The following is a 15,601-nucleotide window of genomic DNA, read 5'->3' on the forward strand; positions in this document are numbered from 1 at the left end:
GCACGGATACCGTCCGCTTATCGGGTATCAACATCAAACTGGCCGATACCGCCAACGGCCCGCTCTCGGTCGAGATCGACAATCTCGCGTTCACACATGTGGGGGCGTCTTCGCTGCAGTTGAAGGGCGAAATCGCCATCAACGGCGAAGTGGCGGCGCTGAATGTTCTTGTCGACAAGGTAGCGGGGAAATCCTCCCGGGTTACGGCAAAGCTCACTCATGCCGACCTGACGCCCTTTACCTTGAGGCGGAATGCGCTCGGGGAAATTCGTCAGGGCGTCAATGGCTTCGCCGACCTTGCCGTTTCAGCCGTGCGCGGCGAAGGCGACATTGCGCCCTCGCTCGAGGCGGCTGCGGATATCGCGCCGGGGCTCCTCTATGTCGACGGTGATGAGCAGCGGCTTTCCGGCGGCCGGATCAATCTCGGCTATGATTTCGGTAAGCAGACACTGGAGATATCCAGATCGCAAGTGCAGTTCGCAGACACGTCCGTGCCTTTCAATGGCGCGGTCATCGATCTCGACAAGCTCGATCAGGCCGCCGGCAAGGGCTTCGGTGTCGATCTTCTGATCAGCGGGGGTACGGCAGCACCCGCAGGGTCGGGCGAGCATCCGTTGCCGTTCGATCTTCAGATGACGGGCCGCTACCTCATCGCCTCGCGAGAACTGCAAGTTCCGGGCCTGACGGTCTCCAGTCCCTTGGGGCAGTTGTTCGGATCGCTTCATGTCAGGTTTGGCGACAGGTCGCCGGAAATCAGCTTCGTGGGGAATTCGCAGCAGCTCCAGACGGCGGCGATCAAGCAGCTCTGGCCGTTCTGGATGGCGTCCAAGGCGCGTGAATGGGTGCTTGGAAATCTCTTCGGCGGGACAGTCACGGATGCGTCGATCTCCGTATTCATCCCGTTCGGCAAGCTGGACGAAGCCGTCGGCAAGGGACTGAAACTCGACGATGACCAGATCCGCATCAATTTCGATATCGCGGATGCGCGCATGAACGTCACGGGTGATATTCCGCCGATCCGGGACACGTCGGCGCACTTCGATCTGATCGGACGGAAGGCAACGATTTCGATCAAGAGCGGCACGTCCTACTTCGCGTCGGGCCGCTCGGTCAGTCTCGGGGAGGGCACTTTCGTGCTGCCTTCGACCTACGACAAGCCGCTGATGGCGGAAATGAAGCTCGCAGTCTCCGGCGACGCCGATGCCGTGGGAGAGCTCCTGACCTACAAGCCGATCCAGGTCTTGCAACGCGCCGGCTTGGCACCCGGAGACCTTAAGGGCGAGATCACCGCCGAGGTCGAAGCGAGGTTAGGTCTTCTGCGTTCGCAGAATCCTCCGCCGCCAGAATGGAAGGCAGCGATGCACCTGGCCGGCGTGGATGTCGCCAAGCCGATTTCGGGCCGGATGGTGACGAAACTCGATGGCGAACTCAACGCCGATCCGCAGCAGGTGATGCTCAATGCCAAGGGGCAGCTTGATGGCATTCCGGCCGAGATCGATCTCGTCGAGCCGACCGACAAATCGTCCGGTGTCAAGCAACAGCGCATCATCACGGCGACGCTGAACAACGACCAGCGTGAGAAAGTGCTGCCTGGTCTTTCGGGCATTATCAACGGCAGCATGAAGATGCAGCTGACGCGGATCGACGAGGATCACCAGAACGTTGAGATCGATCTCGGCAAGGCGTCCCTGCAGCTCCCCTGGATTGGTTGGGCAAAAGGCAGCGGAATTCCAGCAACGGCGGAGTTCGACGTGTCGGGGCCTGCTGAAAACACGCAGATTAGGAACTTCCAGCTGAAGGGCGACGGTTTCGGCGCCAGCGGCGCGCTGATGCTGAGCAAGGGCGGTTTGACATCGGCCGACTTCGACAGCGTGAAGCTGTCCTCTCTCGATGACTTCGCCATATCGATCAAACGCAGCAAGGGTAGTTTTGATGTCGCGGTTTCGGGGAGCACCGCCGATGCGCGTCCCATTCTTTCAAGGTTGAAGAACGGGCAGGGCGACAGCAGCGATGCAGATGGCAGCAATGCCAGCATCTCGGTCCGTGCCAAGCTCGACAACGTTGTCGGCTTCAACGACGAAAAGATCCGCAATTTCGAGGCTGCTTACATCTCGAGCGGCGGCCGGCTGCAGGCGCTGAATTTTTCGGGGGTTACCGACAGCGGCGAAGCAGTCGTCAGCCAGACGAGAGAGGGCCGTGTACTGAACATCACCAGCGGCGATGCCGGCGCCGTCTCGCGCTTCGCCGATCTCTATCAGCACATGCAGGGCGGCTTGCTCAACATGTCAATCAGGCTCGGCGACGCGCGCAACTGGGACGGCTCCGTCGACATACGCCGCTTTGCCATCGTTAACGAACAACGCCTTCACTCGATTGTTTCGACGCCGGTCGGGCAGGACCAGCGCAGTCTCAGTTCCGCGGTCAAACGCGACATCGATGCGTCCGCACAGCGCTTCCAGCGGGGCTTTGCGCGCGCCGTGTCCCGCGGCGGGGTGATCAGCATCGAGAACGGTGTGGTGCGCGGCGATCAGGTCGGTGCGACGTTCCAGGGCGTGATCCGGGATCAGAGCGGCAACATGGACATGACGGGTACCTTCATGCCGGCCTATGGGCTGAACCGGCTCTTTGCGGAGCTGCCGGTCATCGGCATCATTCTCGGAAACGGATCGGATCGCGGCCTCATCGGCATTACGTTCAGGCTGACGGGCAAATTCGATAAGCCCGCTCTGGTGATCAATCCGCTTTCAATCATCGCACCGGGCGTTTTTCGCAATATCTTCGAATTTCAATAAAAAAGCCGGCGCTTGCGCCGGCTTTCATTGGTCAGAGCTGGAGCTCAAGCCGCCGGGCGGATGAGGATATGCTTCTTCTTGCCGAGCGAGAGCTTGATGACCCCATCTGCGGTGATTTCGCCGCTACCGATCATTTTGCGCTCATCACTGATCGCCTGATCGTTGATGCGCACGGCACCGCCCTGAACGTGACGGCGGGCTTCGCCGTTCGAGCCTGCAAGCCCGGCCCGGACGATAAGTGAAAGCAAGCCGATGCCGGCATCCAGCTCGGAGGCGGGAATGTCGACGGAGGGCAGGTTTTCGGCAATGGCGCCTTCCTCGAAGGTCTTGCGGGCTGTCTCTGCCGCTTCCTCGGCAGCGGCGCGCCCGTGCAGGATTGCCGTCACTTCGGTTGCCAGGATCTTCTTGACTTCGTTGATCTCCGAGCCGCCAAGTGCGGAAAGGCGAGCGATCTCGTCCATCGGGAGCGTGGTGTAGAGCTTCAGGAAGCGCGAAACGTCGGCGTCTTCGGTGTTGCGCCAGTATTGCCAGAAGTCGTAGGCCGAGAGCATGTCGGCATTCAGCCAGACGGCGCCCGTGGCCGATTTACCCATCTTGGCGCCGGAAGAGGTCGTCAGGAGCGGGGAGGTCAGAGCATAAAGCTGCGGCGTCCCCATGCGGTGACCGAGATCGATGCCGTTGACGATGTTGCCCCATTGGTCCGAGCCGCCCATCTGCAGACGGCAATCATAGCGCTTGGCAAGCTCCACGAAGTCATAGGCCTGCAGAATCATGTAGTTGAATTCTAGGAACGACAACGACTGCTCGCGGTCGAGGCGCGTCTTGACGCTGTCGAAGGCCAGCATCCGGTTGACGGAGAAATGCCGGCCAACGTCACGCAGGAATTCCAGGTAGTTGATCGAACGCAGCCATTCGGCATTGTTGATCATCAGCGCGTCTTTGGGCCCGTTGCCATAGGTCAGGTAATTGGAGAAGACGCGCTTGATCGAGGCAATGTTGCTCTCGATCGTATCGATGGTCATCAGCTGGCGGGCCTCGTCCTTGAAGGAGGGGTCGCCCACCATGCCGGTACCGCCGCCCATCAGGGAAATGGCGCGGTGGCCGGTTTTCTGCAGCCAATGCAGCATCATGATCTGGATCAGCGAGCCCGCATGCAGGCTCGGCGCCGTGGGATCGAAGCCGATATAGGCTGTCACGGTTTCCTTCGCCATTAGATCGTCGAGGCCCGATTCATCGGAAATCTGATGAATGAAGCCGCGCTCTTTCAGGGTGCGCAGGAAATCGGATTTGAACTCGGACATGACCTTTTGCTCTCGGATGCGGATTTTGGGATTGGCTATTGTTGAAGCGTCGCGGCGCGTTTAGCACTGTTTTGTTGAACAGTCACCATTTGGTGGAAATCTTCCGGCGGGGTGCCATGGGGAAAATGAGAACGGCAATCGGCCTGATGAGCGGCACGTCGATGGATGGGATCGATGTCGCGTTGGTTCGCACCGACGGCCTTGCTGCCGTGGAACGCGGGCCGTTTCTGGGAGTGCCTTACGATCCGGCCTTCCGCGACAGGTTGAAGCTGGCGCTCGAACAGGCAAAATCCATTCGCCAGCGAAACGAGCGCCCCGGCGAGTTGGCAGCGATCGAGCACGAACTGACGCAGCGTCATGCAACTGCCGTTACGGAGTTTCTTGAACGCAACTCTCTGGATCGAAGCTCGATCGATCTCATCGGGTTCCATGGTCAGACGGTGCTTCACCGGCCCGACGAGGCGCTGACGGTCCAGCTCGGCGACGGGCCGCTGCTTGCCAAAGAGACCGGCGTAGCGGTCGTTTACGATATGCGCGCCAACGACATGGTGCATGGCGGTCAGGGCGCACCCTTGGTGCCCGCCTATCATGCGGCGCTCGCCGGGACCATTCGAAACGCCAGGCTGCCGGTCTGCTTCGTCAACATCGGCGGCATTTCGAACCTGACCTATGTCGGCGCCGATGGTGCCGTCGTTGCCTACGACAGCGGGCCGGGAAACACCTTGATCGACCAATGGGTCGAGACGCACGCCGGAATACCGTTCGACCAGGGCGGCATGATCGCCTCGGAAGGCAACGTGATCACCGAGTTGGCCGACCGCTATCTCGACAACCCGTTCTTCACGGCCGAGAAACGCCGATCGCTCGATCGCAATGATTTTTTGCCGCTGGGCGGAAAGGACGCCGAGCTTGCCGATGGAGCCCGGACGCTGGCTTATGTCGCTGCCGCCTCGATCATCAAATCGGCCGGTCACCTGCCGGTGACGCCGGCGCTCTACGTGATTTGCGGTGGCGGGCGCCTCAACCGCACCATCATGCGGGACTTGAGCGATCTTGCAGCCCGCCAGAACGCCGGCGTGATCTCCGCCGAGGAGGCCGGCTTCAACGGCGATGCGATGGAGGCCGAGGCCTGGGGCTATCTGGCCGCCAGATCGCTGGAGGAATTGCCGCTGACGTTCCCGGGTACGACCGGTGTTCGCGAGCCGGTTACCGGCGGCATTCTTGCGAGGCCATGATGACGGAAACGATCATTCTCGAAACGCCGCGCCTGCGGCTGGTGATGTGGGATAGGGATGACGTCGGACTCGTTCTCCACCTGCATTCGACGATTGGAACGACGCGCTATATGTCCGGTGGCGCGCCGTGGACGAGGGAACGGTGCGAGGAGCGACTGACGCGCTGGTTCGGCGAGCATGCCCGCGACGGGACGACCAAATACAAAGTGCTCAGCCGTGACGATGGCCGCTTCATCGGCCGCGCCGGCATTTCGCTTTACAACCGGCAAAAAAACGAATTCGAGCTTGGTTACGCGCTGCGCGAAGAGGAATGGGGAAAGGGCTACGCGACGGAGATCGCCCGTGCGCTAGCCGACTGGTTCTTTGGCAAGCGGTTTGCGACCCACCTTATCGCCTTCACGCATCCCGAGAATGCGGTGTCGCAGCACATCCTAACAAAAATCGGCATGCGAAGCCGCACGCCGATTTTGATCGATGGGATTTTGTGCCCGACCTTCGAGCTCACCGCTGATGTCGGGTGAGTCCTAGCGAATGCGCTTCGCCGCCGGTTCCGGCACCAGTTCGCCGTTCAGACGGCGGTCGAGGTAGTCCTCGCATTCGGCCATCAGCGTTTCGACCTGGCCGTTGAAGAAGTGATTGGCGTTCGGCACCGTGCGGTGGGTGATAAGGATGCCCTTCTGCGTCTTCAGCTTCTCGACCAGACCGTTCACATCCTTTTCAGGCGCGACCTTGTCGGCTTCGCCATTGATGATCAGGCCGGAGGACGGGCAGGGCGCCAGGAACGAGAAGTCGTAGGTGTTCGGCTGAGGCGCAATCGACATGAAGCCTTCGATTTCCGGACGTCGCATCAATAGCTGCATGCCGATCCAGGCTCCGAACGAGTAACCGGCGACCCAGCATGTCTTCGAATCGGGATGCAGGCTCTGGACCCAGTCGAGTGCGGAGGCCGCATCCGAAAGCTCGCCCGCGCCATGGTCGAATTCGCCCTGGCTACGGCCAATGCCCCGGAAATTGAAGCGCAATGTCGTAAACCCGCGCTTCTGGAACATGTAGAAGAGCTGGTAGACGATCTGATTGTTCATCGTGCCGCCGAACTGGGGGTGCGGGTGCAGGATAAGGGCAATCGGCGCGCTTTTTTCCTTGGAGGGCTGGTAGCGGCCTTCAAGACGGCCGGCGGGGCCGTTGAAAATGACTTCGGGCATCGGTACTCCGGGTTTTATTTTCAGCGTTCTTGCTGCTTAGACTTGACGGATGTTGTCAGGTTTTCTAAAACGCAGTTTAGAACAATTCGAAACTTGCATGGCGGTCCACGGTCTTCGTGGAACGTGTCATAAGGCAAGCCCGGCCGAAATTTCAAGGAAAATGAGCCGAGCTTAGCAGGAACCAAGCGCAGGACCCGAGAACATGGCGCCGCCCCGCCTCTATCTTGATTGGAACGCGACGTCGCCGCTGCATCCCGCAGCGCGTGAGGCGGTTCTGCGCGCGCTCGATCTCTTCGGAAATCCGAACTCGGTTCATGGCGAGGGACGTGCGGTACGCGCTGCGATCGAACGCGCCCGCCGCCAGGTTGCGGCCCTGACCGGCGCCGAGCCTGCACATGTGACCTTTACCAGTGGCGCGACGGAAGCGGCGAATATGGTGCTGACCCCGGACTTCCGCATGGGACGCACGCCGCTTGCGATCGGTCATCTCTATCATTCGGCGATCGAGCATCCCGCCGTGCGCGAGGGCGGTCGGTTTCCGGCTGAGAAGAAAACCGAGATTCCGGTAACTTCCGCAGGTTTGGTGGATCTCACGGCGCTGGATACGCTGCTTGCGAATCACGACAAGGCTTCGGGCCTGCCGATGGTGGCGATCATGCTCGCCAATAACGAGACCGGCATCGTTCAGCCTGTTCGCGAGGCTGCGAAGGTGGTTCAGGCGCATGGCGGCCTGCTCGTCGTCGATGCCGTGCAGGCCGCGGGACGCTTGAGGCTCGACATCAATGAGCTTGGTGCCGATTTCATGATCGTCTCATCGCACAAGATCGGTGGCCCGAAAGGCGCCGGCGCTCTGATCAGTCGTGGCGAGGTCCTGATGCCGCGCCCGCTGATCCACGGTGGCGGCCAGGAGAAGGGTCACCGCTCGGGGACCGAGAATTCGCTTGCCGTGATCGGCTTTGGCGCGGCCGCCGAAGCTGCCGTTGCGGAATTCGATAGACGCAATGAGGCGGTTTCAGCCCTGCGCGATCGATTGGAAGCCGGAATGCGCCGCGCCGCACCTGACATCGTCATCTACGGCGCCGGCGCTTCGCGCGTTTCGAACACCACCTTCTTCACGCTTCCGGGCCTGAAAGCCGAGACCGGCCAGATCGCCTTCGATCTCGAGGGTGTGGCGCTTTCGGCGGGGTCGGCGTGCTCGTCCGGCAAGGTCGGCGAGAGCCATGTTCTGGTGGCGATGGGCCGCGACCCGAAGCTGGGTGCGCTGCGCATTTCGCTCGGTTTTGCGACGACGGAAGAAGACATCGACAGGGCGGTTGCCGCCTTTGCGAAAATTGCCGGCCGGTGCAGGCCGGCCGGAGAAGCGGCCTGATTGCTTCAATTAATTGCGGAAACGCAAATTTCCGCTTGCCAATCGGGCTGAAAACGGCCTTCTGGCCACCTACATACGGGGTAGTAAAAATTACCCCAAGACGACCTGCCGGACCTTGACCCGGCGAGATTGGAGAACGACATGCCCGCCGTCCAGGAAACGGTTGATCGCGTCCGACAGATCGACGTGGACCAATACAAATACGGTTTCGAAACCGTCATCGAAATGGACAAGGCACCCAAGGGCCTGTCCGAGGATATCATCCGCCTCATCTCCGCCAAGAAGCAGGAGCCGGAATGGATGCTCGAATGGCGTCTCGGGGCCTACCGGCGCTGGCTGACGCTTGAGGAGCCCACCTGGGCACGCGTCAATTATCCGAAGATCGATTTCAACGAGATCCATTACTACGCCGCACCGAAGAGCACGCCGGGTCCGAAGTCGCTGGACGAGGTCGATCCGGAAATTCTGAAGGTTTACGAAAAGCTCGGGATTCCGCTGAAGGAGCAGGAGATCCTCGCCGGTGTCGAAAAGCCGAAGATCGCCGTCGATGCCGTTTTCGATTCCGTCTCGGTCGTCACGACCTTCAAGGAAGAGCTGAAGAAGGCCGGCGTGATCTTCATGTCGATCTCCGAGGCGATCCGCGAGCATCCGGAGCTTGTCCAGAAGTATCTCGGCTCGGTCGTTCCGACGACGGACAACTACTACGCGACGCTGAACTCGGCGGTGTTCACCGATGGCTCGTTCGTGTTCGTGCCGAAGGGTGTCCGCTGCCCGATGGAGCTTTCCACCTATTTCCGCATCAACGAGAAGAATACCGGCCAGTTCGAGCGCACGCTGATCATCGCCGAGGAGGGTGCCTACGTCTCCTACCTCGAAGGCTGCACCGCGCCGCAGCGTGATGAGAACCAGCTGCACGCAGCTGTCGTCGAACTCGTCGCTCTCGATGATGCCGAGATCAAGTATTCCACAGTCCAGAACTGGTATCCGGGCGACAAGCAAGGTAAGGGCGGCATCTACAACTTCGTCACCAAGCGCGGCGATTGCCGCGGTGCCCGCTCGAAGATCTCCTGGACGCAGGTCGAAACCGGCTCTGCGATCACCTGGAAGTATCCGTCCTGCATCCTGCGCGGCGACGACAGCCGTGGAGAATTCTATTCGATCGCCGTGTCGAACGGTCACCAGCAGATCGACAGCGGCACCAAGATGATCCATCTCGGCAAGAACACGTCGAGCCGCATCATTTCCAAGGGTATTGCTGCGGGCGTTTCGCAGAACACCTATCGCGGCCAGGTTTCGGCCCACCGCAAGGCGTCGAACGCACGCAACTTCACCCAGTGCGACTCGCTGCTGATCGGCGACAAGTGCGGTGCGCATACCGTGCCTTACATCGAAGCGAAGAATTCGACGGCGCAGTTCGAGCACGAAGCGACCACCTCGAAGATCTCCGAAGACCAGCTCTTCTACTGCCTGCAGCGCGGTATCCCGGAGGAAGCGGCGATCGCACTGATCGTCAACGGCTTCGTCAAGGAAGTCCTGCAGGAGCTGCCGATGGAATTCGCCGTCGAAGCGCAGAAGCTGATCAGCATCTCGCTTGAAGGCTCAGTCGGCTAAATCTCGGGTTCCGTCATCCTCGGGCTTGTCCCGAGGATCTGCGGCGGCTTACGGATAAAGGATGAGTGGCTTCGTCTACATGATGTCCGACAAACCGCGCGGCGTGATCTACACCGGGGTTACGAGTGATTTGCATGGTCGCGTTTGGGAGCATCGCAACGAAGTACACAAGGGGTTTACGGAGAGATACAGAGCGAAAAATCTGGTCTGGTTCGAAACCCACCCGAACATCGTGCTGGCGATAAAGAGAGAAAAGTCTCTGAAGCGCTATGTGCGTGAATGGAAGATCAAGCTTATCGAGGGACTTAATCCGACTTGGATGGACCTCTACGAGCGGATCGATGAAATCGAGAGTGTCTATCGGCCGCATCCGAACACGCGGCAGTGGAGCGACTACAATTGAAGGCTTAGATCCTCGGGACAAGCCCGAGGATGACGATCAGGACCGGTATGAGACGGTCAATCAGGCGGCACTTGAACCCGCCCTACGAACAGGAACTTGAAATGCTTGAAATCAAAAACCTGCACGCCCGCATCGCCGAAGACGGCACCGAAATCATCCGCGGCCTGAACCTTACCGTGAAGGCCGGCGAAGTTGCCGCCATCATGGGCCCGAACGGCTCCGGAAAGTCGACGCTCTCCTACATTCTTGCGGGCCGCGAAGACTACGAAGTGACTGAAGGCGACATCCTTTACAACGGCGAGAGCATCCTCGAGCTCGACGCCGCCGAACGTGCCGCCAAGGGCATTTTCCTCGCCTTTCAGTACCCGGTCGAAATTCCGGGCGTTGCCACCATGCAGTTCCTGAAGGTCGCGATGAACGAACAGCGCAAGGCGCGCGGCGAAGAAGAGCTGAAGACGCCTGATTTCATGCGCCTCGTCAAGGACGCGGCCGGCAAGCTTCAGATCAACACCGAAATGCTGAAGCGTCCCGTGAATGTCGGCTTCTCGGGCGGCGAGAAGAAGCGCGCCGAGATCCTGCAGATGGCGCTGCTGCAGCCGCAGCTCTGCGTGCTTGACGAGACCGACTCCGGCCTCGACATCGACGCTCTGAAGATCGTCGCCGACGGCGTCAACGCCCTGCGTTCGCCCGACCGTGCGGTCGTCGTCATTACCCACTACCAGCGCCTGCTCGATTACATCGTTCCGGACACCGTTCACGTTCTCTACAAGGGCCAGGTGGTCAAGTCCGGCGACAAGACGCTGGCCCATGAGCTCGAGGCAAACGGTTACGCTGACATCATCGGGGCGGCAGCCTGATCAGGCGGAAAGGACCAGTCTCATGAACATGCAGACGACGAGCCGCCTGACCGTTGCGGAAGCGGCGCTCATCGAGGCTTTTAACAACCAGTTCGGCGACCTGCCGGGCGACGGCGCCGTTACCGCGACGCGCGACCGCCTTCTTGACGACCTGAAGAAGAGTGGGCTGCCGACGCGCCGGGTCGAAGCCTGGCACTATACCGATCTCAAGACCCTGCTTCGTGAGGTTCCGGCCGTTGCCGGCGATGCCGCCGCCAAACAGATCGAGCCGCTGATCGAGGGGTCTTCGGTTCTTTCGCTAGTGCAGGGCCATGCAGACCCGAAAGCGACGGCCGGCGACCTCGGTGTTTCGAGCTATGCGCAGAGCCTGCTCGACGGTTCGGCTGCTGCGGCGCTCCGTGTCCTCGGTACAGATGATGCCGTCGGCAGCATCAACGGGAGCTTCGTGCGCGACGGCTACGTCGTGGATGTTCCGGCGGATATCGAATTCGACAAGCCGTTCGAGGTCGATATCACCCATGCCGGTGGGCAGATCCACACGCGCCTGCCGGTATCGTTCGGCGCAAACGTCAAAGCGACGGTCATCGAGCGTCACCAATCGGTGACTGGCGATGCGGCGCTCGTGTCCCACGTCAGTGACATCACCGTCGGCGAAGGCACGGAACTGACCTGGATCATCCTGCAGCAGCAGGGCGCCGAAGACACCCACCTCGGCCAGATCCGCGTCGACCTCGGTGCCAACGCCAAGCTGAAGCTGTTCGTCATCAACGCCGGCGGCAAGCTGGTTCGGCAGGAACTGCATATCAAGGTGACGGGCGAAGGGGCCGATCTGACGCTTCGCGGCATCAACCTGCTCGGTGGCGATACCCACACGGACGTCACCATGGTGCTCGGCCACAACGTTCCGCATACCAGCTCGACGGACGTCATCCGCAACGTCGTTTTCGACCGCGCCAGGGGCGTCTTCCAGGGCATGATCCGGGTGGCTCCGGACGCGCAGAAAACCGATGCCAGAATGGCCTGCAACACGCTGCTGATGTCTGATGATGCGGAGTTCTCGGTGAAGCCGGAGCTCGAAATCTTCGCCGACGACGTGCAGTGCGGCCACGGGGCGACCGTCGCCGATATCGACGACAACCATCTCTTCTACCTGCTGTCGCGCGGCATTCCCGATAAGAAGGCGCGGGCAATGCTCGTCAACGCCTTCGTGGCGGAGATAGTCGAAGAGCTGGAAGACGAAGCCCTGGTCGAGGCGCTGGAAGGCGTCATTTCGGCCTGGCTCGAAAAGCACGCCTGATCGGACAAGAGCCATGGACAAGATAGTACCAGCAGCAAGCTACGACGTCGAAGTCATCCGCAAGGATTTTCCGATCCTTGCGACGGAGGTCTATGGGAAGCCGCTGGTTTATCTGGACAACGGCGCCTCCGCCCAGAAACCGCAGGCGGTCATCGATGCAATCTCGCATACCTATTCGAACGAGTATGCGAACGTCCACCGCGGCTTGCACTTCCTCTCGAATGCCGCCACAGAGGCCTATGAGGGAGCCCGCGAAAAGGTGCGCCGCTTCCTGAACGCGCCTGATGTCAACGACATCATCTTCACCAAATCATCGACCGAGGCGATCAATACGGTCGCCTATGGTTGGGGGATGCCGAAGATCGGCGAGGGCGACGAGATCGTCGTCTCGATCATGGAGCATCACTCCAACATCGTGCCCTGGCATTTCATTCGCGAGCAGCAGGGCGCCAAGCTCGTCTGGGTGCCGGTCGATGACGAGGGCGCGTTCCACATCGAGGACTTCGAGAAGAGCCTCACGGAACGCACCAAGCTCGTCGCCATAACGCATATGTCGAATGCGCTGGGCACCATCGTTCCGGTCAAGGAAGTATGCCGCATTGCGCATGAGCGCGGCATTCCGGTGCTGATCGATGGTTCGCAAGGCGCCGTGCACCTGCCGGTCGACGTCCAGGACATCGATTGCGACTGGTATGTGATGACCGGCCACAAGCTTTACGGTCCTTCGGGAATCGGTGTGCTTTACGGCAAGAAGGATCGGCTTCGGGAGATGCGTCCCTTCCAGGGCGGCGGCGAGATGATCTTCGAGGTGACGGAAGACAACGTTACTTACAACGATCCGCCGCATCGTTTCGAAGCAGGCACGCCGCCGATCGTTCAGGCGATCGGCCTCGGCTATGCGCTGGACTACATGGAGAAAGTCGGCCGCGAGGCGATCTCGCGCCATGAAGCCGATCTGACGGCCTATGCCACCGAACGGCTGCGGTCGATCAACTCGCTGCGTGTTTTCGGAACGGCGCCGGGCAAGGGTGGTATCTTCGCCTTCGAACTGGCCGGCCTACACGCGCACGACGTGTCGATGGTTATCGACCGGCAGGGCGTTGCGGTTCGCGCCGGCACCCATTGCGCGATGCCGCTCTTGAAACGGTTCGGCGTCACCTCCACATGCCGAGCATCCTTCGGCATGTACAACACGCGAGCCGAGGTTGATGCCCTGGCCGATGCGCTGGAATATGCGCGCAAGTTTTTTGCCTGAGGAGTGCCTTATGAGCCTGGACGAAAGCGAACAGAAGATCGACGTGCGCGAGGGCATCGTGCATTCGAGCATTCCGGCCGACGAGCTGGCGCGCCTTAGCGATGACGTCATTAGCGCGCTGAAGACGGTTTACGATCCGGAAATCCCGGCCGATATCTTCGAGCTGGGCCTGGTCTACAAGATCGACATCGAAGACGACCGCATGGTGAAGATCGTCATGACGCTGACGGCGCCAGGATGCCCGGTGGCCGGCGAAATGCCGGGCTGGGTCGAAAATGCCGTCGGTGCCGTCGAAGGCGTTTCTGGCGTCGAAGTCGAGATGACCTTCGATCCGCCGTGGACGCCGGACCGCATGTCGGAAGAGGCGCAGGTCGCCGTCGGTTGGTACTAGCATGACCCCGAAAAGTTGCAGACTTTTTCGGACAGGATCATGCGGCGGACTGGTATTGATCGGTTAAGCTGCTGGCACTACATTTGAATCGTGAAACGCCGGACCTTGAATCCGCGCGCGGAAGGAGAAGAGGCCGATGGGCTTTGCAGTAATGAGCATGACGGAAGCCGCCGCGAGCCGCGTCAAGGCGATCGTCGAGAATTCCGGGCCGGACGCCAAGGGCATCCGCGTTGGCATCAAGAAGGGCGGTTGCGCCGGGATGGAATATACCATCGATCTGGTGACCGAACCGAATGCCAAGGACGACCTGATCGAGCGCGACGGCGCCAAGGTCTGGGTCGAGCCGTCTGCGGTGCTCTACCTGCTCGGCACGGAGATGGGCTTCGAGATGACGACCCTGCGCTCCGGCTTCATCTTCACGAACCCGAACCAGACGTCCGCCTGTGGCTGCGGCGAATCCGTGGAGCTGAAACCGGCGGATCTGGCAGCGCTTGCCGCTCGGGGCGATGCGGTGGTCCCCGCGGCGCACTAACGCCTTCGGGATCGAGATCCGAAGAGCCGCCAGCGATGGCGGCTTTGTTATTTTTGATTTGCCCCTTTTCGGCGCCAAACCAGTTTCTGCCGTATGATCATCGAAACGCTGCTTGTGCTTTTCGTCAAAGGCGCTTTGCTTGGCCTTGTCGTCACCGCGCCGCCGGGCCCGATCGCGACGCTGTGCATCAATCGCAGCCTTCATCGCGGGTTCGGTTCGGGGGTGGCGATTGGCATTGGCGCGGCGCTGGGGGATTCCTGTTACGCGCTGGTTGCCGCAGCAGGGCTTGCGATGGTGTCTGATGCCCTGGATTCTTATTCCCTGCCGATTGCGGCGGCCGGTGGTATCGTGCTCATCGTTCTTGGCATCCGCGATCTTATGACGCCGCCGGCAGAGGCGGTGGAAGTCGGCGCCCGCAATTTTTTCCGGACCATCGTATCAACCTTCCTGCTGGCAATTTCCAATCCCGGCGCATTTCTGTCCTTCGGAGGCCTCTTTGCGGGGCTAGGCTTGGTGAACGGCAATACGGTGACGGAGACCGCAGCGATCGTCATCGGTGTGTTCTTCGGCGCGATGGCGTGGTGGACGGCGTTGAGCGCGGCGGTCAATCTCGCCCGCGACAGGATTTCAAGCGATCTGACGCTGCTGATCCGACGCATCTCCGGCGGCCTGATTATCGCCTTCGGTGTCGTCGTGCTCGGCTATGCCGCGACGTTGCTGTAACGGGCTTTCATCGCTGATGATCGAGGCGATGCGCGGGATCGGCGGGTACGCTTTCCTAATCCCGCTTTATGCTCATCAGCACGTCCCACATGTCCGCGCCTGTCTCGAACACGCTGGCGTTGGCGGTAAAGCTCTGCTTGGCTTGGAGCAGGTCAGTCAGCTCGCCGGCCGGATCGACTTCGCCATCGGTCTGGCTGACGATCGCCTGAACGCCATTCGGGGAGAGGGATTGCAGGCGGGTATTCAGCGCCTGGTAGCCGGGCGTACTGACGTTCGCGGCGTTATTGGCGATAGCGCTTAGGCGTGTCGTCTGCGCCAGCATTCCCGAAAGAGCGGTACTCGTGATGCCTGATATGCTCATCGGTCCTATCCCTGAAAAATTGGATGGAGCCTTTCTACAGGCAGGAGCTTAGGGAATGCTGAAGGGGCTGGGTTAGCGAAGAGCTGCGAGCAGGCGCGCATTATCGCGGTTTCTGTATTGTATTGGCACAGAACTCAGCCGACAGCGACTGCTTTTAGGCGGAACCGGCCGACCGTGGGTTTCGGCATTCCCTTCATACCAAAGGATGCGGCCACTCGCGTGAGACGAGAGCTTTCAATCTGGCAGTGAAGGTAAAGATGTGCCATATTCGC

15 protein-coding genes are annotated in these 15,601 nt (G+C 60.5%); 12 read left to right on the plus strand and 3 right to left on the minus strand.

Annotated features, from left to right (window positions below; all coding sequences use genetic code 11):
• The coding region (locus ACPYOJ_RS24640) for a YhdP family protein (RefSeq protein ID WP_481418586.1) at positions 1–2,792 on the plus strand (2,792 nt) is incomplete at its 5' end.
• Positions 2,793–2,836: 44 nt separating this feature from the next.
• Here ACPYOJ_RS24640 and tyrS read toward each other — a convergent pair.
• A complete protein-coding gene (gene tyrS, locus ACPYOJ_RS24645; protein ID WP_481418587.1) occupies positions 2,837–4,093 on the minus strand; it encodes a tyrosine--tRNA ligase in 1,257 nt (418 codons plus the stop codon).
• A gap of 116 nt (positions 4,094–4,209) precedes the next feature.
• Here tyrS and ACPYOJ_RS24650 point away from each other — a divergent pair, with 116 nt between their 5' ends.
• Both ACPYOJ_RS24650 and ACPYOJ_RS24655 read left to right on the plus strand, forming a co-directional pair.
• Positions 4,210–5,328: an anhydro-N-acetylmuramic acid kinase gene (locus ACPYOJ_RS24650; RefSeq protein ID WP_481418588.1), complete on the plus strand. Its 1,119-nt coding sequence runs from the start codon at positions 4,210–4,212 to the stop codon at positions 5,326–5,328.
• Positions 5,328–5,849 carry a GNAT family N-acetyltransferase gene (locus tag ACPYOJ_RS24655; protein ID WP_481418589.1) on the plus strand — a complete coding sequence of 174 codons (522 nt, stop codon included), beginning with the start codon at positions 5,328–5,330 and terminating at the stop codon, positions 5,847–5,849. Before ACPYOJ_RS24650 ends, ACPYOJ_RS24655 begins: the two co-directional genes overlap by 1 nt.
• 3 nt (positions 5,850–5,852) lie before the next feature.
• On the opposite strand, the gene ACPYOJ_RS24660 is transcribed toward ACPYOJ_RS24655, so the two are convergent.
• Positions 5,853–6,530, minus strand: coding sequence for an alpha/beta hydrolase (locus tag ACPYOJ_RS24660; RefSeq protein WP_022715287.1), 678 nt, complete (start codon positions 6,528–6,530; stop codon positions 5,853–5,855).
• A 202-nt stretch (positions 6,531–6,732) separates the two neighbouring features.
• On the opposite strand from ACPYOJ_RS24660, the gene ACPYOJ_RS24665 reads away from it, so the two are divergent.
• The 9 genes from ACPYOJ_RS24665 (at position 6,733) to ACPYOJ_RS24705 (ending at position 14,968) form a co-directional block, all read left to right on the plus strand.
• A complete protein-coding gene (locus ACPYOJ_RS24665) occupies positions 6,733–7,899 on the plus strand; it encodes a cysteine desulfurase family protein (protein ID WP_481418590.1) in 1,167 nt (388 codons plus the stop codon).
• 141 nt (positions 7,900–8,040) lie between these two features.
• Entirely contained in the window at positions 8,041–9,510 is a 1,470-nt protein-coding gene (gene sufB / locus ACPYOJ_RS24670; protein ID WP_481418591.1) for a Fe-S cluster assembly protein SufB, read from the plus strand.
• A 61-nt stretch (positions 9,511–9,571) separates the two neighbouring features.
• Positions 9,572–9,913, plus strand: a complete 342-nt coding sequence (locus ACPYOJ_RS24675; protein ID WP_481418592.1) for a GIY-YIG nuclease family protein — start codon at positions 9,572–9,574, stop codon at positions 9,911–9,913.
• A gap of 101 nt (positions 9,914–10,014) precedes the next feature.
• Entirely contained in the window at positions 10,015–10,770 is a 756-nt protein-coding gene (gene sufC / locus ACPYOJ_RS24680; protein WP_168831176.1) for a Fe-S cluster assembly ATPase SufC, read from the plus strand.
• A 22-nt stretch (positions 10,771–10,792) separates the two neighbouring features.
• On the plus strand, positions 10,793–12,067 hold the full coding sequence (gene sufD / locus ACPYOJ_RS24685) for a Fe-S cluster assembly protein SufD (RefSeq protein WP_481418593.1): 1,275 nt from the start codon (positions 10,793–10,795) through the stop codon (positions 12,065–12,067).
• Between the two features lie 13 nt (positions 12,068–12,080).
• Positions 12,081–13,322 carry a cysteine desulfurase gene (locus ACPYOJ_RS24690; RefSeq protein ID WP_481418594.1) on the plus strand — a complete coding sequence of 414 codons (1,242 nt, stop codon included), beginning with the start codon at positions 12,081–12,083 and terminating at the stop codon, positions 13,320–13,322.
• 10 nt (positions 13,323–13,332) lie between these two features.
• Positions 13,333–13,713, plus strand: coding sequence for an SUF system Fe-S cluster assembly protein (locus ACPYOJ_RS24695; protein ID WP_168831179.1), 381 nt, complete (start codon positions 13,333–13,335; stop codon positions 13,711–13,713).
• A gap of 136 nt (positions 13,714–13,849) precedes the next feature.
• Positions 13,850–14,245, plus strand: a complete 396-nt coding sequence (gene sufA, locus ACPYOJ_RS24700) for a Fe-S cluster assembly scaffold SufA (protein ID WP_481418595.1) — start codon at positions 13,850–13,852, stop codon at positions 14,243–14,245.
• 93 nt (positions 14,246–14,338) lie between these two features.
• On the plus strand, positions 14,339–14,968 hold the full coding sequence (locus tag ACPYOJ_RS24705) for a LysE family translocator (RefSeq protein ID WP_481418596.1): 630 nt from the start codon (positions 14,339–14,341) through the stop codon (positions 14,966–14,968).
• A gap of 55 nt (positions 14,969–15,023) precedes the next feature.
• Here ACPYOJ_RS24705 and ACPYOJ_RS24710 read toward each other — a convergent pair whose 3' ends face one another.
• Positions 15,024–15,329, minus strand: a complete 306-nt coding sequence (locus ACPYOJ_RS24710; RefSeq protein ID WP_481418597.1) for a flagellar basal body protein — start codon at positions 15,327–15,329, stop codon at positions 15,024–15,026.
• Between the last annotated feature and the right edge of the window lie 272 nt (positions 15,330–15,601).

Source organism: Rhizobium sp. SVR5-9E (genome assembly GCF_056755095.1).